Annotated in this window: 12 protein-coding genes; 6 read left to right on the forward strand and 6 right to left on the reverse strand. The window is 71.1% G+C overall.

The features are described from left to right. Positions 1–115: 115 nt before the first annotated feature. A complete protein-coding gene (locus tag PV410_RS28390; RefSeq protein WP_018559705.1) occupies positions 116–379 on the reverse strand; it encodes a WhiB family transcriptional regulator in 264 nt (87 codons plus the stop codon). Positions 380–966: 587 nt separating this feature from the next. Here PV410_RS28390 and PV410_RS28395 point away from each other — a divergent pair. The 3 genes from PV410_RS28395 to PV410_RS28405 are packed head-to-tail and all read left to right on the forward strand — an operon-like array spanning position 967 to position 3774. Then, positions 967–1476, forward strand: coding sequence for a cysteine dioxygenase (locus PV410_RS28395; RefSeq protein ID WP_500328616.1), 510 nt, complete (start codon positions 967–969; stop codon positions 1474–1476). A 25-nt stretch (positions 1477–1501) separates the two neighbouring features. Continuing rightward, positions 1502–2473, forward strand: coding sequence for a 2-phospho-L-lactate transferase (gene cofD, locus PV410_RS28400; protein WP_500328617.1), 972 nt, complete (start codon positions 1502–1504; stop codon positions 2471–2473). Between the two features lie 32 nt (positions 2474–2505). After that, positions 2506–3774, forward strand: a complete 1269-nt coding sequence (locus tag PV410_RS28405) for a coenzyme F420-0:L-glutamate ligase (protein WP_500328697.1) — start codon at positions 2506–2508, stop codon at positions 3772–3774. A gap of 536 nt (positions 3775–4310) precedes the next feature. Here the strand turns inward: PV410_RS28405 and PV410_RS28410 are convergent. Both PV410_RS28410 and PV410_RS28415 read right to left on the reverse strand, forming a co-directional pair. Then, on the reverse strand, positions 4311–5213 hold the full coding sequence (locus PV410_RS28410; protein ID WP_500328618.1) for a hypothetical protein: 903 nt from the start codon (positions 5211–5213) through the stop codon (positions 4311–4313). 38 nt (positions 5214–5251) lie between these two features. Beyond that, positions 5252–12310: a ricin-type beta-trefoil lectin domain protein gene (locus PV410_RS28415; protein ID WP_500328619.1), complete on the reverse strand. Its 7059-nt coding sequence runs from the start codon at positions 12308–12310 to the stop codon at positions 5252–5254. 294 nt (positions 12311–12604) lie between these two features. Here PV410_RS28415 and PV410_RS28420 point away from each other — a divergent pair, with 294 nt between their 5' ends. Further along, complete coding sequence (locus tag PV410_RS28420) at positions 12605–16093, forward strand: DNRLRE domain-containing protein (protein WP_500328620.1); 3489 nt, start codon at positions 12605–12607, stop codon at positions 16091–16093. 52 nt (positions 16094–16145) lie between these two features. Here the strand turns inward: PV410_RS28420 and PV410_RS28425 are convergent, their stop codons facing one another. The 3 genes from PV410_RS28425 to PV410_RS28435 form a co-directional block, all read right to left on the reverse strand. After that, positions 16146–17123, reverse strand: coding sequence for a DNA-3-methyladenine glycosylase family protein (locus PV410_RS28425; protein ID WP_500328621.1), 978 nt, complete (start codon positions 17121–17123; stop codon positions 16146–16148). A gap of 107 nt (positions 17124–17230) precedes the next feature. Beyond that, positions 17231–18313, reverse strand: a complete 1083-nt coding sequence (gene manB / locus PV410_RS28430; RefSeq protein ID WP_500328622.1) for a mannose-1-phosphate guanylyltransferase — start codon at positions 18311–18313, stop codon at positions 17231–17233. A 64-nt stretch (positions 18314–18377) separates the two neighbouring features. After that, positions 18378–19907, reverse strand: coding sequence for a peptidoglycan recognition protein family protein (locus tag PV410_RS28435; protein ID WP_500328623.1), 1530 nt, complete (start codon positions 19905–19907; stop codon positions 18378–18380). 116 nt (positions 19908–20023) lie between these two features. Here PV410_RS28435 and PV410_RS28440 point away from each other — a divergent pair, with 116 nt between their 5' ends. After that, positions 20024–20776, forward strand: a complete 753-nt coding sequence (locus PV410_RS28440; protein ID WP_500328624.1) for a TIGR03089 family protein — start codon at positions 20024–20026, stop codon at positions 20774–20776. Positions 20777–20905: 129 nt separating this feature from the next. Further along, entirely contained in the window at positions 20906–22135 is a 1230-nt protein-coding gene (locus tag PV410_RS28445) for an LCP family protein (RefSeq protein ID WP_500328625.1), read from the forward strand. Positions 22136–22146 lie beyond the last annotated feature (11 nt).

Here is a 22146-nt window from a genome sequence, read left to right on the forward strand (position 1 = left end):
CCTTGGGCGTCTCGGACGGGCCCCCACACTAACGGTTGCGGGAGCCGGCCCTTCCGGGTCCGGGGCACATATACGTACGAACCCCGATGTGCCGGGCGGGAGCCCGGGGAGGGCTCTAGACGACGCCCTTCTTCAGTCGCCGGCGCTCGCGCTCGGACAGGCCGCCCCAGATGCCGAAGCGCTCGTCGTTGGCGAGGGCGTAGTCGAGGCAGTCGGAACGGACCTCGCAGGCGAGGCAGACCTTCTTGGCCTCGCGGGTGGAGCCGCCCTTCTCGGGGAAGAAGGACTCGGGATCGGTCTGCGCGCACAGCGCGCGCTCCTGCCACCCGAGCTCTTCGTCGGCCTCTTCGGCCAGCAACAGCTGGAACAGCTCGGTCATGCGCGCCCCTCGTCTGTTTTCGCGTCCCCGTGATGTTGCCGTTACCTGCGACGGTCGAACGACACGAGTGAAATTACAAGTGTGCCGATACGGGCCAGTCAAGCCGAGATCTGCTATTGGGCCCGTTATTCACCCTGCGGAACCAAGGCCTGACAGAAAGTGTTCAAATCAGCCCAAACGCCCGCATACGTCAACCACGGTCGACGCCCCTGGGGGCGGCGATCACGATGCGATCACGAAAACACAACGACGTTTCACGAGGAGACGTTCCTGCGTAGCCGTGTGGTTGCGTCGGCACTTTTCCTGGCTCTTCGGCGCACAAACCTTTCGCCATGTCGAATAGCCGGATCAGGTGAAAGATTTACGACAAACCCGACATCAAGTTGACAGGCCGCCGAGGACCCGGTGTGCTAGGGCGCATGTCAGTGACCCACGCGCCTGCCCGGACCCGCCGCCTCGGCGAGTTCCGTCGCGCCGTGGAAGCTCACTGTCGCTGTTCCAGCTGTTGCCGCTGAAGGACTCTTCCCAGCCCGCACAGCCTCATGCATGCCTGACGCTCCTCACTTCCCGTAGGAACTCCCGCACCCATGAACAGCGACGTCTCGATCGCCGGCGACCCCCTCGCCATCCCCCACCTCCTCCCGCCCGCTCCCGCCCACCCCGCCACCGTCGCGGAATTCGCCGGGCTGGCCCGCAGGATCGCGGCCGACCGCGGCCGCTGGGCGCCGCGCGTCCGCTACGACGCCACCACGCGCTGGTACGACCGCCTGGAGACCGGACCCGGCTACGAGGTCTGGCTGCTCAGCTGGGTGCCGGGGCAGGGCAGCGGGCTGCACGACCACGGCCGCTCCTCGGGCGTGCTGACCGTCCTCGAGGGCGAACTGACCGAGCACGCCCTCGGCGGCAACGGCGGGACCCGCCGTTCACTCCTGCCGGGGCATCAGCGGGTGTTCGCCCCCGGCTACGTCCACGAGGTGGTCAACGACTCGCTGGACGGCGCGGTCAGCCTGCACGTCTACTTCCCGGGCCTCACGGAGATGACCCCGTACGCCTGCACCTCCGGGGAGCCCGCGACCGAGGGGACGTTCGCAAGCTGACGCGGCGGGCTGACAGACTGTCCGCATGCGAATCGTGGTACTGGCCGGCGGCATCGGGGGAGCCCGTTTCCTGCGCGGCCTGAAGGCGGCGGCGCCGGAGGCGGACATCACCGTCATCGGCAACACCGGCGACGACATCCACCTGTTCGGCCTCAAGGTCTGCCCCGACCTCGACACCGTCATGTACACCCTCGGTGGCGGGATCCACGAGGCACAGGGCTGGGGCCGCGCCGACGAGACGTTCACGGTCAAGGAGGAACTGGCCGCCTACGGCGTCGGGCCCGAGTGGTTCGGCCTCGGCGACCGCGACTTCGCGACCCACATCGTGCGCACCCAGATGATCGGCGCGGGCTATCCGCTCAGCGCGGTCACCGAGGCGCTGTGCGCTCGCTGGAAGCCGGGAGTGCGGCTGATCCCGATGACCGACGACCGGATCGAGACGCACGTCGTCGTCGACGACCCGGACGCGGGCCCCGGTGGCGGGCGCAAGGCGGTCCACTTCCAGGAGTACTGGGTGCGGCTGCGGGCCTCCGTCCCGGCGTACGCGGTGCTGCCGGTCGGCGCGGAGGGCGCCAAGCCCGCGCCCGGCGTGCTGGAGGCGATCGGCGAGGCGGACGTCATCCTCTTCCCGCCGTCCAACCCCGTGGTGTCGGTCGGGACGATCCTGGCCGTCCCCGGCATCCGCGAGGCCATCGCCGAGGCGGGCGTACCGGTGGTGGGCCTCTCCCCCATCGTCGGGAACGCGCCGGTGCGGGGCATGGCGGACAAGGTGCTGGCGGCGGTCGGCGTGGAGTCCACGGCGGCGGCGGTCGCCGCGCACTACGGCTCCGGCCTCCTGGACGGCTGGCTGGTCGACACCGTCGACGCCGGGGCGGTGGACGAGGTCGAGGCCGCCGGCATCCGGTGCCGGGCCGTCCCGCTGATGATGACGGACCTGGACGCGACGGCCGCGATGGCCCGCGAGGCGCTGACGCTGGCCGGGGAGGTGCGGGCGTGATCGCCTCCTACCGCGTGTGGGCCGTCACGGGCATGCCCGAGGTCGAGCCCGGCGCCGACCTGGCCAAGCTCATCGCGGCGAGCACGCCGGAACTGGCCGACGGCGACGTCCTCGTCGTCACCTCGAAGATCGTCAGCAAGGCGGAGGGGCGCGTGGTGCGCGCCACCGACCGCGAGGCCGCGATCGACGCCGAGACGGTGCGGCTCGTCGCACGGCGCGGGCCGACCCGGATCGTGGAGACCCGGCACGGCTTCGTCATGGCCGCGGCCGGCGTGGACGCCTCCAACACGGCCCCCGGCACCGTGCTGCTGCTGCCCGATGACCCGGACGCCTCCGCCCGCGCCATCCGGGCGGGGCTGCGGGACGCGCTCGGCGTCAACGTCGGCGTGGTCGTCACCGACACCTTCGGGCGGCCCTGGCGCGAGGGCCTGACCGACGTGGCGATCGGCGCGGCCGGGCTGCGCGTGCTGGACGACCTGCGGGGCGCCACCGACTCCCACGGCAACGAACTGGCGGTCACGGTCACGGCCCTGGCCGACGAGCTCGCCGCGGCCGGTGACCTGGTGAAGGGCAAGTCCACCGGGGCGCCCGTCGCCCTCGTACGGGGTCTGGACCGCCTGGTGCTGCCCTCGGAGGAGGACGGCGAGGGCGGCCGCGCCCTCGTCCGGGTCGCCGCCAACGACATGTTCCGGCTGGGCACTTCGGAGGCCGTCCGCGAGGCGGTCTCCCTGCGGCGCACGATCCGCGAGTTCACCGACGAGCCCGTCGACGGGGCGGCCGTACGGCGCGCCGTCGCCCTCGCGGTCACCGCTCCGGCACCGCACCACACGACGCCGTGGCGCTTCGTGCTGCTGGAGTCGGAACCGGCACGGGTCCGGCTGCTGGACGCCATGCGCGACGCGTGGATCGCGGACCTGCGCCGCGACGGCCGCAGCGAGGAGTCCATCGCCAAGCGGGTGCGCCGCGGCGACGTCCTGCGCAAGGCGCCGTACCTGGTGGTGCCCTGCCTGGTCGCGGACGGGGCGCACGACTACCCGGACCCGCGACGGTCGGCGGCGGAGCGCGAGATGTTCGTGGTCGCCATGGGCGCGGCCGTGGAGAACTTCCTGGTGGCGCTGGCCGGCGAGCAGTTGGGGTCGGCGTGGGTGTCCTCCACGATGTTCTGCCGCGACGTGGTGCGCGAGGTGCTGGACCTGCCGGGGGACTGGGACCCGATGGGAGCCGTCGCCGTCGGCCGCCCCGCGGCGCCGCCGAAGGAGCGGCCGGGACGGAGCGCGGAGGCGTTCATCGCGGTGCGGTGACGGGCCGTTCGGGCCGCACACGCCTCCCGGGCCGCGGGCCGGGGCCGGTCACCGTGGCGAACGCGGTGACCGGTGCGGCTCCGAAGTGGCCCCACAGTCGTCCCTGGTGGCCTTGAGAGCGACAAGACCCGTGATGTCGCGTACCGCGTCGGAGGGTTGCGAGTAGTCCCGGATCAGGAGTGTCCAGCCCTGGCGCGTCAGGCGAACCTGAGGGATGCCCCCCGGATGCGATCGCTCCTCACCGCTCCACCCGTTCTCGTGGAGCCGGTCGAGTGCCGCATCGATCGTCCGGGCGGGCTCCTTCCCGATCGGTTGCGCCATGAGACCGACGACACAGCCGTGGTCCTCGGGCGACGCCGAGGCCGCGGCCTTGAGTCCAGCGGATTCCGCCGCACCACTCACGTCGGCGGCGACACTGTTCGCGTCGGCCGGCCGGGGCGCGCTCGTACCGGCCCCCGGGTCGCCGGCCTGTCGCGTACCGCACCCCATGAGGGACCCCAGCAGCATCGCGGCCCCTGCGAGGGCGATCGTCCGCCTCACCGTGCGTCGCGGAAGACGAGACGGACTTTCCTGTCCGAGATGAACGAGGAGGGCGTCCCTGCGGGGAGTACGGCGCGCAGGGACTCGAACACGGCCAGGACCCTGTCGTCCCCGTACTCACGGACGTCCTCGGTGGCTTTGAGGAACAGTGACCCTCCGGCCATCCGACGAACCTGCGCGAAGGTTCCGTCCCTACGGACTGCTTCCGCGCCGCCGAGCAGCTCCGCGACACCGGGCGAGCACACGGTGATCCACGAATAGCCCCGCACATTCCGGTCGAGGACGGGGAACGTCTCGTCCTGGAAGAGGCCGAGTGCCGCTTCCAGGGAGCTCCGGCCGGTGGTGCTGTCCATGTCGTCGGCGATGCAGCCGAAAAGCGCCGTACCCCTTCCGGAATCCGCGTGCCGGATGATGAGGTCGTGCCAGGCGGACTGGGCCTTCTCGAATTCCTCGCTCGACCTGTCCACCGTCAGGGCCACCCACTCGGGTGCCTCGTAGTCCCGCCTGGCGCCGATGGTGATCCAGGTGCTGCCCGGATAGCCGTCAGGACCGAGGACGGCCAGTCTCAGCTCCGCCTCGAGCGGCACGGACTCCACATCCCGCAGGAATTTCTCCCAATTCTTCGGGGAAAAGACCCGTCCGGAACGCTTGCGGCCGCTTTTCAGAACTCGCGCGATCCAGAGCGATCCCCACAATTCTCCGGGGCGGCCGTAGGGGGCGCCCGCCGTCGTGAGCGCGGATTCCCGGCCCGTCAGGTCCAGCGCACCGGCGAACGGATCCATGGCGCTTCCGGCCAACTCCCGGACCGCGTCGGCGAACCAAGGCTCGACCAGCTCCCGGAGGGCGGTGCCGCCCTCCGGGAGCGCGAAGTCGAGTTCCGCCCGGATACTGGAATTCACTCGAAATCCCTCAGCCATGCGCGGAATATATCACAGGCTCAGAACACGGGCGCCAGGGGCGGGACGAAGATCGGGCCGCCACCGGATTCCGGAGTAAGCGGATTTTGCGACCAGTCATGGTTCTCGATGTTTTCGTGCCACCAGTCCTGGAATCCGTGCCAGGCCCTCTTGTAAGAGGGCTCATTCACCTTTTCGGGCACCGGATGGGGTATCGGTTTCCAGTCGTCCTTCGGGTCCTTCGCCTTCTGGTGGGTGTACACCTCGATACCGGCGTCCGTCGTCGAGGAAGAAACCGTGATCAGTTCCTTGACGTTCCCCTGGTTTGTGCCGGTCTGCGACACGGGGAACTTGAAGCCGGTGACGACGTCCCGCGTGTCGCCCTTGGCGCGGAGCTGCTTGGTCAGTTGCCTGATGTAATTGGCGAGCTGCCCGGGCCCCTGCGCCTCCGCATCGCCGCCCTTGTGCTTGATCTCCCAGACGTAGACGGTCTTGTCGGTCCAGTAGATCAGGTCGGCGTAACCGGGCTCCTTCTTGGGGTTCTTGTAGGAACCGCCCTTGATGTAGTTGTCGGTCCTGCTCGTGGTGACCCTGCCCTGGCCCTTGTTGTGCAGCCAGTCCCAGACCCGGAGCGCCACCGCCCTGAGCATGACCGCCGTGTCGTGACGGTCGGTCCACATCTTGCGCCAGTTGAACTCCGCCTGCTTCTTCCGCTCCTCCTGGCGCTTCCACTCCATGAGGTCCGGGTCGTACAGGCCCGAGGGATCGCTGTGCGTGGTCGGGTTGTTGTGGCTGTAGGCGTACCCGTTCATCTGGAGGGGGTCGCCCATGTCCAGCACCGGGTCGGCGGAGAGGAACCGGCCCGTGGACTGGTCGTATTCGCGCGCCCCGAGGTGGGTGAGCGCGGTCGTGGTGTCGTCGAGCCCCGAACCGAGGTAACTGTGCGTGTTGGGCCAGGTGCTTGGCTTTGTCCCGCGGATCTCACCGAAGGGCTTGAAGGAGCGTTTGGTGACGGTCTGACCCGAGGCCTCGTCGACGGAGGCCGTAGCCGTCCCCAGGGGGTCGCTCAGCAGGACGCTGAGCTTGTGGCCCGTCGCGCTGCCCTTGCCGGCGACCCGGACGACCGTGGGGGCTCCGGGGTGGCTGTAGGAGCGGGTGGCCCGGATGGGCTTGCCGTTGACGTCCGTCTCGAGGTCGGTCTCGCCGAGGTGGAGGGTGTTGCCGGCCGCGGTGTGCTCCAGGACGCGGGTGCCCTCGGCGTCGTAGACGTAGGTGACACGGTCGGCGGGCGTCCACTGCTGGGCGGCGGACGTGTTGCAGGTGTAGAGCTGCAGGTCGGTGCTGTCGGCGTCATTCGAGCCGGGGACGTCGACGCACTTGCCGGACACCGGGTTGTACAGGCTCTTGTCCGAGGGGCGGACGACGAACTTCTGGGATTCGCCCCCGTTGCAGGTGGCGAGCAGCACCTTCGTCCCGTTGGCCGTGCCGTTGACGCTCGCGCACTTGCCCTGTACCCGCAGGGTGTCGCCGGTCAGCCTCCACTGCTGCGCGATGGTGTTGTTGCACGTGTAGAGCTGGACGGGGTTGCCGTCGGCCGTGGAGCCACCCGCGTTGTCCAGGCACTTGCCGGACATCCCCACGATCGGCCCGGCGCCCTCCGCGAAGCCCGCGACCTCGCTCACCTTGTTCTCGGCGTTCCACTTGAGCGTCTGGGAGCCACCGGGCAGCGACCTGGTCTCGTTGTTTCCTTCGGCGTCGAAGGTGTAGCTCGACGCGGCACCCACCGACGGGGTGACGCCCGTGAGCGTGTGCGGCTGGGTCAGCGAGGGAGCGCTGGTGCCGTTGCCGGTGACCGTCTTGCCGTACGCGTAGGTGCTCTTCACGTCCTGCGCGGGATTGGCGGCGCTGTGCTCGGTCAGCGACGCACGGTTGCCCACCACGTCGTACGTGAAGGACTGCCAGTAGGACGTGGCGTCCGTGGCGACGGTCCCCGACGCGGGCGCGGCCGCGCCGAGCGAGGCCGCCAGGTCGCCGTCCGGGGAAGCGGCATCGGTCGCCGAGTCGGGCGCTTCGGCGATGGGGCCTGCCGAGGTCTGCCCGTCCTGCCGGTATCCCCATGCGGTGCCGGAGACGGACTTGCAGCCGGTACCGGCCGTACCGGGCACGATGTTCGAGGTCCAGGCCTGGACGAGTTCACCGTAGTAGTCGTAGGTGAAGCACTGGTTGTCCCATGCGGAGCCGGACGCGTCCGTCTGCTTCCGCGCGCTGGAGGTGAGGTTGCCCGCGCGGTCGTACGAGTAGTACGTGTCCGCCATCCGGTGCGAGTTGGCCGTCTCCCGGTCCCACACCGTGCGCTGCAGGCGTCCTGTGGGTTCGTCGACGAAGTTGGTGGTCCATACCCGGTAGGGCTGCGGTCCGCTGACCGTGCGCAGTGGCTCGCCGTACGGGGAGTAGGTGACGTCCGTGGTGTACCAGCTGAGCCCGGAGGTGGATTCGGCCAGTCCGTCGCTGTCGTACCGGGTGACGACCTTCTCCTCGGCGAGCCCCCCGATCGCGGGCATCGTGGTGGTCAGCGGCTTGCCGGTGGGGGTGTAGGTGTAGCTGTACCGGTAGGTGCCGGAGACACCCGCCGTGTCGGCGTGGGCCGGGATGACGACCTCGCGCGCCGTCGGCCGGTAACCCACGTCGTAGGCCGTGATGCGGTTGACGTAGTCACCGGTGGCGTCGTGACGCACTGAGGAGGCCAGCTGGCCCAGCGCACCGTCCGGGTCATAGGTGAACTCCTTGGCCGGCGCGGCGGTCTCCGAGCCCTCCCGTACGGCGGTCACGCGGCCGATGTCGTCGTACGAGGTGTAGACCGTCTTCAGCTTGGAGTCGGTCAGGCTGGTCTGCCGGTCCAGCTCGTCGTAACCGAACCGGGTCTCGCCGGTGTCCGGGTCGGTGGAGGCGGCAAGGCGGCCTCGCGCGTCGTACGTGAACGTCCACAGGTTGCCGGCGTGGTCCTTGACCTGGGTGCGGTTGCCCCGGGCGTCATAGGAGTACCAGGTGCTGCGCCAGTCGCTGAGGTCGACATTGGTGTAGTGCTGGATGCGGGTGACACGCCCGAGAGCGTCCGTCGTGCTCTTGACCGCCGGGGCGCCGCCACCGGGCGGACGGCTGAGCGTCCAGTCGTCCCCGTAGGTGGTCGGGTTGGAATACACCGCCTGGCCCAGACGGACGGTGGTCGCCTTGACCGGACGTTCCAGGCCGTCGTAGACGGTGCGCGTCAGACTGGGCACGACGCTGTCGCTCTGCCGCTTGAACTGCGCCGCCTCGGGCTCTCCCTTGGCCAGGTAGGAGCCGGTCTGCTCACGGACGAGGCCGTGGTCGTCGTAGCGGGTGTCGGCGATGACGCGACCGGGGCCATGGGCCTCGTTCTGGGTCTGGACCGGCCGCATGAGGCCGTCGTAGATCGTGACCTGCCGGGCGTAGGTACCGTCGTCCTTGATGCTCTGGACGGTCACCGCGGTCGGCTTGGTCACGGTCGAGGTGGCGGTCGCCATCTGGTACCCGATCACCACGTCCGGGGTCTGGTTCCCCGAGGAACGCGCGGGCGACCAGCCCCTGACCAGGCGGCCGAGGCCGTCGTACTCGCTGCGGGTCACGCGACCGTTGGGATCCGTCACGGTGAGCGGGAGCCCGCGGCCGGGGTCCATCGTGGTGACGGTGGCGTGCCCCGCGGCGTTGATGGTCTTGATCGAGGTGACCGGGCCACCCGTGTCACCCGGGGTGTACTGGGTCTCCGTGGGCTTCTTGCGGGCGTCGGTCACCTTGCGGACCCGGCCCAGCGGGTCGTAGGTCGTGCCGGTGACCACCGAGTACGCGGTACCGGCACCGTTGGTCGTGGCGACACTGGTGGCCAGGCCCCGGACAGGGGTGTCGCCCCAGGCGCCGTCGTCGTAGCTGGTTCGCGTGGCGGTCAGGAGCTGGGTCGCCGGATCCGCGGAGTCGTAGTCCGCGCAGGAGGTGGCCGTCTTGCGGACCTGCTTGGTCAGACCGATGAGGTTGGCGGCCTCGTTGTTGACGTATGCGGCCTTGGCGCAGGAGTGGTCACTGAGTTTCTCCCCGGTGCCGTCGGGTTTGACGACCGCGGTCTCCACCTGGACGGGGAGCCCGTGGTCGGGCTCGACCGTCGTCTCGGTGCGGACGGCCTGCCAGCTGGAGTCGACCGTCTGTATGTCGTCCGTACGCCTGACGCCCGAGCGGTAGGCCGTCAGAGGGTCCAACCCCCCGCCGCGAGTGCGTGAGGCGGTCTCCTGCGACCACGGGAAGTTGACGGTGCGCCTGACGACGCGGCCGCCTCCGCCGTCGTAGGTGATGGTCTCCGCCACCATGCCGGCGTACTGGGTCCGGTCGTCGCCGACGAGCGTGACGGCACCGGTGGAATCCTTGACGGCACCGCCCGCGCCCCTGAAGTACCTGTTGACCGAGTACGACTGCGTCTGCGGGACACCCACGGTCGCGCTGTTCTTGGCGCCCTTGACCGTGGCCACCCGCTGGAAGCCCCGCCACACGCTGTAGGTGCGCAGGGACGGCTTGGAGAACTCGTCGTCGTCCATGCCCCAGGCGGCGTCGGAGTAGGTGTAGCGGGTGGTCACGCGGTCGGAGACCCCGGTCACCTTGTCGGTCTCGGTGACCGAGGCGACCACGTACTTGTTGAACCAGGCGAGCGCGGGCTTGTCCACGTCGCCGTCCGGGGACCAGCGCACCGGGTAGCAGGTTCCGCGGTTGCCCTCGGGAGCCACCGACGGCTCGGTTCTGCAGCCGCCCTGGTAGACGACCTCGATGTCGCCGCCGTGCTCGGTCGACACCGTGCCGATCCGCGGGCGGGTGAATCCGGGGCGGGGATCGTTCCTGGACCTGGGGACGAGGTTGGGGAGTTGCTGATCCTTCAGGTAGCTGCCGAGCGGGTCGTCCTGGGACACCACGTAGGGGCCGAAACTCACGCCTGCCGAGGTCAGCAGGGTGCCGGTGCCGTCGCCGGGGGCGAAGCCGCGGCGCGTGACGGAGTTGAGCCAGAGGCCGGGCGACGTGTTGTACCAGTCGCGCGGGAAGGAGTGGTGGAGCGTGTACTCGTCCACCTTGCCGAGCCCGGCGACTCCGGGGCGGGCGGCGTAGGTGGTCACGGTACCGAGGCGCATCCGGATCCAGAAGGACGGGAAGGCCGGGCACAGCTTGGAGTCGGACTTGCAGTTGAGATTGCCGGGGCTGTCCCACCACGGCCGGTAGGAGGCCGGGTTCTTGGTGTCGTCGAACTTGTCCGCCGCGCAGGATCCGTCGGTCTCCACGCAGCGCTGCACCGCGTCGAAGACGACCCTGGCGGACGGCGAGGTGAGGGCGCCGGCGCGCAGACCGTACTCGATGGTCTCCGGGTAGCCGCCACGGACGTACTTCTCGGGCGTCTTGAACTTCTTGTTCACCGCGTAGTAGTTCGTCGACTTGTGCCACGTGACGACCATGGCGTTGCCGTGGACGTCGACGACCTTGTCCAGGCCCCAGTGCCAGGCCTGCTGGAGCTTGCCACCGTTGTCGTCGGTGCAGCGTGAATCGGCGAAGGCGTCCTTGTGGCAGGGCTCGCCGGGGTGGTTGCCGAAGACGGGGACGGTGAAGACGGAGTCGGTGTCGGCATGGCCGCCGCCGACCTTGTTCAGACCGTAGTAGTACGTGGTCCCGTCGGTGGTGGTGACGACCCAGTACTCGCCGTCGTTGTCGCCGTTGTCACCGCCGGTCTTCCGCTCGACGCGGGTGCCGTCGTCCTGCTGCGGGCGGTAGACGTCCGTGCTGCCGACGCGGACGAGCTCGACCGTCCTGCCGCCCAGGGACATGACGGCGTTGTAGGAGACCCAGCACAGGTCCGAGGTCTTGTCCTTCTTGGCCGTGTTGTTGGGCGCCGTCGACGGATCGTCCTTGTCGAGGCGGTCGCGGTCGTCCTTGCACGTGCGGTAGCGGCGCTCGATGTGCCCCGGGTCGTAGTTCCAGCCCTCGCCGACCCACGAAGCCTGCGCGGAGGAGACGGCCGTCCTGCCGTCCACGGACTGTGAGTTGTACTCGAACGAGATGACCGGCTTCGGCCCCGCGGGGGCAGGTGGCACATCCAAGGGGTACGACCAGGAGAAGGCGCCGGAGGACCCACCCGCCGCCCACTTGCCGTCGGAGGCCAGCGGTGTCGCCTTGAACGAACCACCCGGGCCGCCGCCGGAGTCGACGGCGCCGATGACGGCCCTGTCCCCGGTGGCGGCGATCGGCCGGACGTAGGAGGCCTGGAGGATGCCGGAGGAGGAGTGGGCCTGCACGGAGGCGGAGGCGGGGGCTGTCGTGCCGTCCGCGGCGGTGTCCACCGTGGCCGTGACGGTCTTCGCGTCGGGGTCGTTGGCCGTCTCCAGCTCCGTGTACTGCCGGCACTCCTCCACCTCGGGGGTGGTCAGGTAGCACTCGGGGAACTGGACGAACTGCAGGCGGGAGGCCCAGTCGGCGCCGTACATGTTCTCGTACGTCTTGTAGCTGAGCTGGACGGAGACGGGCACCGACCCGGTGGTGGGCGCGGTCACGGTGACCACGGCGCCGTCGACGCCGTCGGAGGCGGGGGCGGTGCGGTCGGAGACGGCGACCTGCCAGGTGCCGGTCGGGGCCGGGGCGTCGGGGGCCTGGCCGAGCTTGACCGGCAGATCGCCCGCGGGCTCCAACCCGGCGGGGGTGGCCGTGGCTGCGCTCGTACCCACGCCCGTGCGTAGCGCCGTGGGCTGCTGGGGGGTTCCGCCGAAGGAGACCGGGGCACTCCCGGACGTGGCGGGCGTCGTGGTGCCGGCCGGGGCCTCGGTCTGGTCGGCCGGGGCCTCGACGGCGATGCTGTCCAGCGCCGCGTTCCGTGTCGTGCCGCCGACGAGCCGTTCCTCGGACAGCGGCAGCAGCGCCACGTCCTCGCGGGGCACCTCCGCGCTGCTCGGATCGGGCGGCGAGGCGTAGGCCTGTGTGGGCAACAACGCCAGCGACAGCGCGAACACCGTGCCCGAGAGCAGGGCGGAGCGGCGACGCCGACGGCGCGCGGACAGGAAGAAGGGCACGACGGAATTCCCCCCGGGTCAACCCGACAAACAAGGCGACGCCTGGACAGAGCACAGGTGAAGCCACGTCAAAGATCGTGCTGATTTTGTGCGTTGGCTGTGAGGAAAGCCAGGGCTATCCGTGAGCGTGTGGCAATGATCACGTCATGTACCGGTCAAGCGCCACCAAAGCAGGACCGTACGCCCCGTCGGGCCCCCTTCACCGGGCCCGGGGCCGCGACCCACGCGTGACGGCGGCCCCTCCTTCGGACATCATCTGGACCCGTTGTCCACGGGGGGAAGGGAAACTCGCCCATGACGAGCAAGTGGGGCCGCGTACCCGGCCGTCGGGCCGTCGCGGCGGCCGTCGTGACCGCCGTCGCGGCCTGCGGCCTGACGTACGCGGGACTGAGCGGCGCCGGGAACGAGCACGGCGACGCCGGTGCGCACCGGCCCGCTGCCGCGGCACCGCTGAGCGAGGCGGCCGCGGTGGGCCGGGCCGCGCGGACCGGGAAGCCGGTCGAGGCGACGGGGTTGCGCACCGCTTACGAGACCACCTGGGCGCTGCCCGACGGGACCATGCGCCGGCGCGTCCACGCGACCCCGGTCCGGGCCGAGGTGGACGGTCACTGGCGGCCCATCGACACCACGCTGGCCCGCACCCGCGACGGCTGGGCCCCCCGGGCGACGAACGTGCGGATGACGTTCTCGGCCGGGGCTCGCAAGCCCGGCAAGCGCTCGGACCGGGGCAGCGCCGGTGTCCGCCGGGTGCCGCTCCTGGCTCCCGCGGTCGGGCAGCCGCCCGCCGGGAACGCTCTGGTGACCCTGGACACCGGCGGCCACCAGATTGTCCTGACCTGGCCGGATGCCGTCCCCACCCCCATCATCGACGGCTCGCGGGCGCTGTATCCGGAGATCCTCCCCGGGGCCGACCTGGTGCTGACCGCGGAGGACGGGGGCTTCGGGCAGGTGCTCGTGGTGAAGAACCGGCAGGCCGCCGCCGACCCGCGGGTGGCGCAGCTGTCGTACGGCCTGTCCTCGCCGGACCTGAGCTTCGCGCTCGACCCGGTGACGGGCATCGTCAGCGCCGACGACCCCGCCGGTGAGGAGGTGGCGCTCTCCCCCACCCCGCTGATGTGGGACAGCGCGGGCACCCCGGCGCTCACCGACGGGCAGGCGGGCAGCACCGCCGCACCCACCGCGGCGGAGAGCCTCTCGTCCGACGGGACGGGGGCACCGGACGACACGGAGTCGCCGTCCGATGCCTCTCCCGAGCCGAGCGACAGCGTCGCCGACGACGACAACGGCGACACCTTCCACGAGGTGCTGCCGGACGCAACCGACGAGGCGGCGGATCCCTCGGCCACCGAGGGTGCGGGGCCGGACCCCACAGTCCCGCCCGAGGCCCTGCCGGAGCCGACGCACAGCGGTGGGGCGGCGACGCTGGACCTGCCGTCACTCTCCGGCCCGCAGCCCGATTCCCACGGCACGCTCGTCGGGACGGACCTGAACGGGACGACGTGGACGCTCACCCCGGACCAGGAGTTCCTCGCCGATCCGGACACCGTCTACCCGGTCTTCGTGGACCCGTCCGTCAGCAAGCACACCAACGACTGGACGACCGCGTACAGCCGGCACCCCAACGCGAACTTCTACAACGGCCGCAACTTCAACAAGGGCACCCACGAGGCCCGGGTCGGCTTCGAGTCCGACACCTGGGGCACCTCGCGTTCGTTCTTCAGCATCGACTGGAACCCGGACCTGAAGGGCGCCACCGTCATCAGCGCCAAGCTGAGGCTGCTGGAGACCTACGCGTGGTCGTGCAGCGCACGGACGATGAACGTGTACCTGACCGGTCCGATCAGCAACAAGACGACGTGGAAGAACGCGCCGTCGATGACCAGCGGCAACAAGCTGGGCAACAGGAGCTTCTCGCACGGCTACCGGTCCTCCTGCCCGGACGACTGGGAGGCCTTCGACGTCAAGCCCGCCGCCCAGAAGGCCGTCGCCGGCGGCTGGAGCACGCTCACCATCGGCCTGCGTGCGGGTGACGAGGGATCCGCCTACTCCTGGAAGAAGTTCCAGGCCGACGGCGACTTCTCCCCGTACGTCGAGCTCGTCTACAACCGCCCGCCGGCCGCGCCCTCACGCCTGGACCTCGACCCCGAGCTCTCCTGCGACACCACGTCCCCTTACATCAACGTCGGTGCCTCGTCGATCACCTTCTGGGCGAGCAGCAGCGACAAGGACGGCAACCTGGCGTCCGTCACCTTCGAGCTCTGGCCGACCGGCGGCTCCGGCAACCTGCTGGGCAGCAAGGCCAAGGTCTCGGCCGGCAGCCAGACCTCGTCGGCGCGGGTGCACACCGATCCCTTCTCGACCAGTGGCCTGAAGAACGGCACCACCTACTCCTGGCGGGCCAAGTCGCTGGACAAGCAGGGCACCACCTCGGCCTACACCCCCACCTCGACACCGTGCCGGTTCGTCTTCGACAGCGCCCGGCCCACCCCGCCCACCGTGACCTCGACGCAGTACCCGGACGCCGACGCGAGCGACGACGGCTTCAAGAATGGCGTCGAGGACTCTAAGTGGAGCACCGTCAAGTTCGGCACCGCGGGCGCCTTCACCTTCAAGGCGGCGCAGACCGACGTGGTGAAGTTCGAGTACGGCTTCAACTCGGCCTCGTACACCGGATCGGTCACGCGCACCAACGGGGCGCCGACATCGACGCTGACGACCTGGTCGGGCGCGAAGCCGCCGCTGGCCGGCCCCAATGTGCTGTACGTCCGGGCCGTCGACGGCGCCGGGAACGCGTCGGATCCGCGCAAGTACTTCTTCTACGTCACCCCGCGTGACGAGGCCGACAAGGCGGGCGACTTCACCGGCGACGGATTCCCCGACCTGATGGTCGTGGACGCCAACGGCAACCTGCGCCTGTACCCCAGCAAGGGCAACCCGGCCGACCTGACCAAGGGCACCGGCACGCTGGGCTACTCGATGTCCGGGGCCTACCGGGAGAACCCGGCCAAGGATCCCAACGGCGGTGACGACGGCGTCCCGCTCTACATCGCCCCGCCCTCGGGCTACTGGAAGAACACGCAGATCACCCACCTCGGGGACGTCTACGGAGGCGACGGACTGCAGGACCTGGTCGCGATCAAGGACGGCAAGCTGTGGGTCTACCCCGGCGACGGCTACGGCGCGGTGAACATCGACAAGCGTCGGGAGATCCTGCTGCCCTCGAACGCACCGGCTCCGAACACCATCACCCAGATTGTCTCCGCCGGGGACGCCACGGGGGACGGCAAGCCCGACTTCTTCCTCACCGTCGGTGACGCGATCTGGGCCTTCGTCGGCTACAACGGCGCCACCGTGGACCAGGCCGTCCGGCTCTCCAGCTCGCCGTGGACGGAACGCGACATCGTCACCGTGCAGGACGTCACCGGCGACGGGGTGACCGACCTGGTCTACCGGACGGACGTCAGTGCCCGGCTCCTGCTGCGCACCGGCATCAAGGACCCGGCGACGGGCGGGGTGAAGCTCGACTCGCTGGCCGCGGCGGTGAACTCGGAAGGCGGCGTCGACACCGAGTACGGGGCGTCCGGCTGGAGCAGTTCCAGCATCCGGGTCTTCTACGGGACCCCGGACGCGAACGGCGACGCCATCCCGGACATCTGGACGCTCCGGGTCGACGGAACGGTGCGCTTCTACGCGGGCAGCAGGACCGCGCTCAGCGGCGCCGGCACCGTCGTCATCACTAACACCGACGGGGTGGGCTGGAAGACCAAGATGACCATGGGCTGACCCGTCGGCCGGCCCACGGCCTCCCCGGCCCTCTGACCCGTTTCCGCACCGGTCAGAGGGCCACGATGTTCCCCGGGGCCATGCGCGGGGCGCGACGTGGGGGGCGGCGGCCGGTGAGGAGGATGATGCGGGCGGCGCGGTGGCGCTGGCCGGCGTAGGGCTCGAGGAGTTCGAGCATGGTCGCGTCGTCGCAGCGGTGGGCGCCGGTGAGGGCGTAGCCGACGGTGTGCGGCAGGTGGAGGTCGCCGACCGTGATCGCGTCGGGGTCGCCGTTGCTGCGCTGCAGGGTCTCGGCCGCGGTCCAGGGGCCGATACCGGGAACGGCCTGGAGGCGGGCGAGGGCGTCGGCGGGGGCGAGGGTGGTGGCCTGCTCCATGCGGGCGGCGGCGCGGGCGGCCCGGACCGCGGCGGCGGAGCGCTTGCCGTCGACGTTGGCGCGGTGCCACTCCCAGGAGGGGATCATGGCCCAGCCGCGGGCGTCGGGCATCACGCGCATGCGCAGTTCCTCGCCGGGGCCGGGGGCGGGCTCGCCGAAGCGCCACAGCAGGACCCGCCAAGAGCGGTAGGCCTCGTCGGAGGTGACCTTCTGCTCGAGGATCGCGGGGATGAGGGACTCCAGCACCAGGCCCGTACGGGTCAGCCGCAGCCCGGGGTTGCGCCGGTGGGCCTCGTGGACGACGCGGTGGCGGGCGGTGAAGGCGGCGGGGTCGTCGGCGTCGCCGAGCAGGCCGGGGAGGCGGTCCAGGAGCCAGTCGGCGCCGGGGCCCCACGCCTCGGCCTCGACCTCGCCGCCGGAGGGGCGGGCGATGCGCAGGGTGCCGGGGCCCTCGGGGGTGCGCGAGGCCCGGTAGACCGCGCGGTCGGCGCCGACGCGGAACGCAGGGTCGCCGGGGCCGCGGCGCAGGGGGCCGAGCGTGAGGCCGAGGTCCAGAGGGCCGCGGGGGGTCCAGCGGCGGGTGCGGCCGGGCGTGCGGGGGCCGGGGACGCGGCCGGTCGCGGCGCGGAGGAGTCGGCTCTGCTCGGGGTGCACCCTCTGAGGGTACGGCGTGGGCCCTGCGGCTTCCGGGTTTCCGGCCGGTGGGCGGGGTGCGCCCGCCGGCCGGGGTCCTGGGCGGTCACCGGCCTGCAGCCGGTCGCCTACTGGTCGGACGAGAAGCGGACCGCGCCATCCGGGATGACCGCGCCGCACCAGATGCGCACCCCGTGCCGCAGTTCGTTGTCGGCACCGATGTGCGCGGAGTCGCCGATGACGGAGCCGTGGACGACGGTGCGCTCGCCGATGACCGCCCCCGCGCCGATGAGGGAGTCGACGACGGTCGCTCCGGGGTGGACGACGGCGCCCGCCAGGACCAGGCTGCCCTCGACGACCGCCCCGGAGCCGATGACGGCGCCCGCGGACACGGCGGTGCCGCCGGTGAGCTTGGCGTCGTCGGCGACCCGGGCGCCCTCCAGGACGAGGCGTTCCCCGCAGCGGCCGGGGACGGCCGGGGAGGGCGCGTGGCCGAGGACGAGGTCGGCGGAGCCGCGGACGAAGGCGTGCGGGGTGCCGAGGTCGAGCCAGTAGGTGGAGTCGACCATGCCCTGCAGGTGGGCACCGTCGGCCAGCAGGCCGGGGAAGGTCTCGCGCTCGACGGAGACCGCGCGGCCGGTGGGGATGGAGTCGATGACGGAGCGCTGGAAGACGTAGGCACCGGCGTTGATCTGGTCGGTGACGATCTCCTCGGGCGTCTCCGGCTTCTCCAGGAACGCGGTGACGCGGCCGGTGGTGTCGGTCGGCACGAGCCCGAAGGCGCGCGGGTCCTCGACCCGGGTCAGGTGGAGGGAGACGTCGGCGCCTGAGTCGCGGTGGGTGGCGACCAGGCCGGCGATGTCGAGGCCGGTGAGGATGTCCCCGTTGAAGACGAGGACCGGGTCGCCGGGGGCGCAGTCCAGGCGGTCGGCGACGTTGCGGATGGCCCCGCCGGTGCCGAGCGGCTCGTCCTCGGTGACGTACTCCAGGCGCAGCCCGAGGGCGGACCCGTCGCCGAAGTGCGGCTCGAAGACCTCGGCGAGGTAGGAGGTCGCCAGGACGATGTGCTCGACACCCGCCGCGCGCGCCCGGGCCAGTTGGTGGGTGAGGAACGGGACGCCGGCCGCGGGGACCATGGGCTTGGGCGTGTGCACCGTCAGGGGGCGCAGTCTGGTGCCCTTGCCGCCGACCAAGAGGATCGCTTCAGTCACCTGTGTTTGTCTCCGCTTCCTGGCGGGCCGAACGCATGAGCGGCCAATCCTATGCAGGGTGCGATCAGCGGCCCTGGAGCCCCGCCGCGGTGCGGCGGATGATGCCGAGATCGTCGTACAACTCCGTTCCTGGGCATTGCGTGGCGAATCCGTCCCGGTGGCCCGAGATGACGTTCATGCGGACCCGCGTACCCTTCGGGTACTTGTTGCTCCCTCCGGACACCAGGTATGTCATGCCCTCCGGATCACGGCCGTAAATTCCGAGTTTCCACGCGGCGAGCCGGGCGACGGCCGACAGGGCCTCACGGGTGGGCTGCTCCTCGGAGTAGTCGCCGAGCACGGCGATGCCCATGGTGTGCTCGTTGAAACCGAGGGTGTGCGCGCCGAAGACGGCCTTGGAGACGCCGCCGCTGCGGCCCTCGTAGATGTCTCCGCACTTGTCGACGAGGAAGTTGTAGCCGATGTCGCGCCAGCCGCTGCTCTTGACGTGGTAGCGGTAGATACCGCGGATGACCGAGGGGGAGTCGGAGCACTCGTAGTCGTTGCCGGTGGCGGTGTGGTGGACGAAGATCGCGCTGACGTCGTCGGTGAACTCCGACTCCTCGCTGCGCAGTTGCTCGTCGGCGCCCCAGCCGAACCGGGTGACGATGCGGGGGCGCGCGCCGGTGAAGCGATGCCCGGTGAGGGCCTCGGTCTGGGACCGGGTGAGCGCGGGGACGAAGGGGGACTCGACCGGGGTGCCCGAGGTGTCGCTCGGGTCCGCGGCGGTGTCGGTGGTGGTGCCGTCCTGCGGGCGGCGGCCGCCGAGCGGGTCGCCCCCCTCGCTGGGCCCGACGCCTTCGAGCGGGTCGCCGGCCTCGCTGGGGCCGACGCCGTCGAAGGGGTCGCCGCCGTTGTAGGGGCCGCCCGTGGTGCCACCGCCGTCCGGGCCACCGCCGTCCGGGCCGCCGACCCCCGGACCGGCGGGCCCGGGGTCCAGCGCGGCGTCGGGGTCGAGGTAGCTGCCGCCCAGGTCGTCGCCTGGGCCGTCGCCGGACCCGTCACCCGGTTCGTCCCCGGGGTCGACCATCTCCAGTCGCAGTCCCCTGGGCAGGCCGGGCCGCACTCCGCGCCTGCCGGTGGGGGCCTCGGGCACGACCCGCACCTCGACCCCGTCGGAACGGCCGACCCACAGCGGGGCGGTCGCGCCGCGCACCGGTGAGGCCGAGCCTTCGGGCGAGCCGGCGTCGGGGGCGTCGTCGTTGTGCGCCTCGACGGTGCGCCAGCCGGACCAGATGCCGGTGCCGGTGGCGCGGGTCCGGACCTGGACGGTGCCCCGCAGGTCGGTGCCGACGTCGTCCCAGGTGATGCCGATCAGGGAGAACGGTCGCACGGCACGGGCGGGCAGCCCCTGGGCGAGCGGGGTGCCGATGGCGCGGCCGGAGGTGGCGAGCGGGGCCAGCGGCAGAGTGTGGGTGTCGCCGGGGGGCGTGTCGGGGGCGGCCGCCCGCACCGGCGCGTGGATGGTGGCGGTGGCACCGGAGGGGAAGGCGAGCGGCAGGGCGAGGGCAGCCATGCACGCCGCGGAGATCGACGTCGCAAGAAGTGCACGCATGGGAAGAACAGTTACATAACGCCCCAGAACGCGCAGCCGGGATCTGACGGGCCGTCCTGTTCTGCCGGCCCATCAGAGGCACCCGGGACGGTCCCGCCTGACGTAGCCTGGGCCGCGTGACATCGACTGCCCGTACACCCGCCGACCTGCTGCGTTCCGCGCTCGCGGCGGACCCCGCCCGGCCCCTGGTCACCTTCTACGACGACGCCACCGGCGAACGCGTCGAACTGTCGGTGGCCACCTTCGGCAACTGGGTGGCCAAGACCGCCAACCTCATCCAGGACGAACTGGGCGCCCAGCCGGGTGACCGTGCGGCACTGCTGCTGCCGGCGCACTGGCAGACCGCGGTATGGGTGCTCGCCTGCTTCTCCACCGGCGTGGTCGTGGTGCCGGGCGGCGACCCGGGCGAGGCCGACCTCGTGGTCTCCGGCCCGGACGCCCTGGAGGAGGCCCGCGCCTGCTCCGGCGAGCGGGTCGCGCTGGCGCTGCGCCCGCTGGGCGGCCGCTTCCCGCAGCCGCCGGAGGGCTTCCTCGACTACGCGGTCGAGGTCCCCTCCCAGGGCGACCGCTTCGTCCCGTACGCGCCGGTGGACGCTGAGGCGCCCGCGCTGGAGCTGCCGGGCGGGGAGGAGCTCACCGGCGCGCAGGTGGTCGAACGGGCCCGCGCGTCCGCCGCGGCCCTGGGACTGACGGCCGGGGCGCGGCTGCTCTCGGGCCGGCCGTACGACGACTGGGACGGTCTGGCCGCCGGGCTGCTGGCACCGCTGGCGGCGGGCGCCTCCGTCGTGCTCTGCCGCAACCTGGACCGGCTTCCCCCCGCCGACCTGGACAAACGCCGGGAGAGCGAGCGGGTGACCCACACGGCCTGAGCTCACACCGGCCCACCGTCCCTGAAGCCCTCGGACGGAACTGAACAACTCCGCACAACCGAGGACGGGTTTGGACGGTCTCTATAGGTGACCTGATCATCAGCAGCACCTGTAAGGACGGGCCCGGACGTGACCACGCCAGCCGATTCGCCGGAAGCCGAGGACGCCCCTCCCGCCGACCCCCCTCCCGCCGACACCGCGCCGAGGAAGCGCCGCCGCACCTGGCTGCGCGTCCTCGCCGTCGTCGTCTCCCTGGTGCTGCTGGCAGGGGCCGGGGTCTCCTGGTACCTGTACAAGCAGCTCGACGGGAACATCCACACGGACACGGACACCGCCCACGAGCTGATGCGGGTCCAGTCCGAGCGGCCCAAGGTGCTGCCCGAGGCGACCACCGCCGAGAACATCCTGCTCCTGGGTTCGGACAACCGTGGCGACGGGAACGGCAAGTACGGCCAGGACACCGGCACCCAGCGGTCGGACACCGCGATACTGCTGCACCTGGCCGCGGACCGGAAGAGCGCGACGGCGGTCAGCCTCCCGCGCGACCTCATGGTCCACATCCCCTCCTGCCGGCGGTCCGACGGCAGCATGACCAATCCCCAGTTCGCCCAGTTCAACTGGGCGTTCGAGTTCGGCGGCGCCGCCTGCACGATCCGTACGGTGGAGAAGCTCACCGGGATCCGCGTCGACCACCACCTCGTGGTGGACTTCAACGGCTTCAAGAAGATGGTCGACGCGGTCGACGGCGTCGAGGTCTGCGTGCCGCACGCCGTGCACGACGAGGACGCGCACCTGGACCTGGAGGCCGGCCGCCAGGAGCTGCACGGCGAGCAGGCACTCGGCTACGTCCGGGCTCGCAAGGGCATCGGCGACGGCAGCGACACCCAGCGCATGGACCGCCAGCAGCAGTTCCTCGCCTCCCTGGTGCAGAAGGTCGACTCCACGGGCGTGTTGCTCAACCCCGCCAAGCTCTACCCGCTGCTGGACGCCGCGACCTCCTCGCTCACCGCGGACGAGGGTCTCGACTCGCTGGCCGAGCTGTACGAGCTGGCCCAGAGCCTGCGCAAGACGCCGACGGACCAGGTGCGTTTCCTGACCGTGCCGCGGCGTCCGTACACGGCGGACCCCAACCGTGACGAACTGGTGCAACCCGCCGCGGACGAACTGTTCACGACCCTGCGCGAGGACGGGCAGGTGACCGTCGAGGGCGACGAGGGCACCGGCTCCGCCCGCCCGACGGCCGGCGGAACCTCCACCGCCTCTCCCGCAACTCCCACACCGTCGGGGTCGGCGAGCGCCTCCCCCTCGTACCACGGCACCACCGCCGACCGCGACGTGTGCGGCGGCAGTGGGGATTGAACAGTTTGTCC

This window comes from Streptomyces sp. PA03-5A, from assembly GCF_033792725.1.
Classification (GTDB): domain Bacteria; phylum Actinomycetota; class Actinomycetes; order Streptomycetales; family Streptomycetaceae; genus Actinacidiphila.

Coding starts and splice junctions, on each gene's coding strand:
- PV410_RS28390 (WP_018559705.1), bottom strand. CDS start 379: ATGACCGAGCTGTTCCAGCTGTTGCTGGCCGAAGAGGCCGACGAAGAG.
- PV410_RS28395 (WP_500328616.1), top strand. CDS start 967: ATGAACAGCGACGTCTCGATCGCCGGCGACCCCCTCGCCATCCCCCAC.
- cofD (WP_500328617.1), top strand. CDS start 1,502: ATGCGAATCGTGGTACTGGCCGGCGGCATCGGGGGAGCCCGTTTCCTG.
- PV410_RS28405 (WP_500328697.1), top strand. CDS start 2,506: ATGCCCGAGGTCGAGCCCGGCGCCGACCTGGCCAAGCTCATCGCGGCG.
- PV410_RS28420 (WP_500328620.1), top strand. CDS start 12,605: ATGACGAGCAAGTGGGGCCGCGTACCCGGCCGTCGGGCCGTCGCGGCG.
- PV410_RS28435 (WP_500328623.1), bottom strand. CDS start 19,907: ATGCGTGCACTTCTTGCGACGTCGATCTCCGCGGCGTGCATGGCTGCC.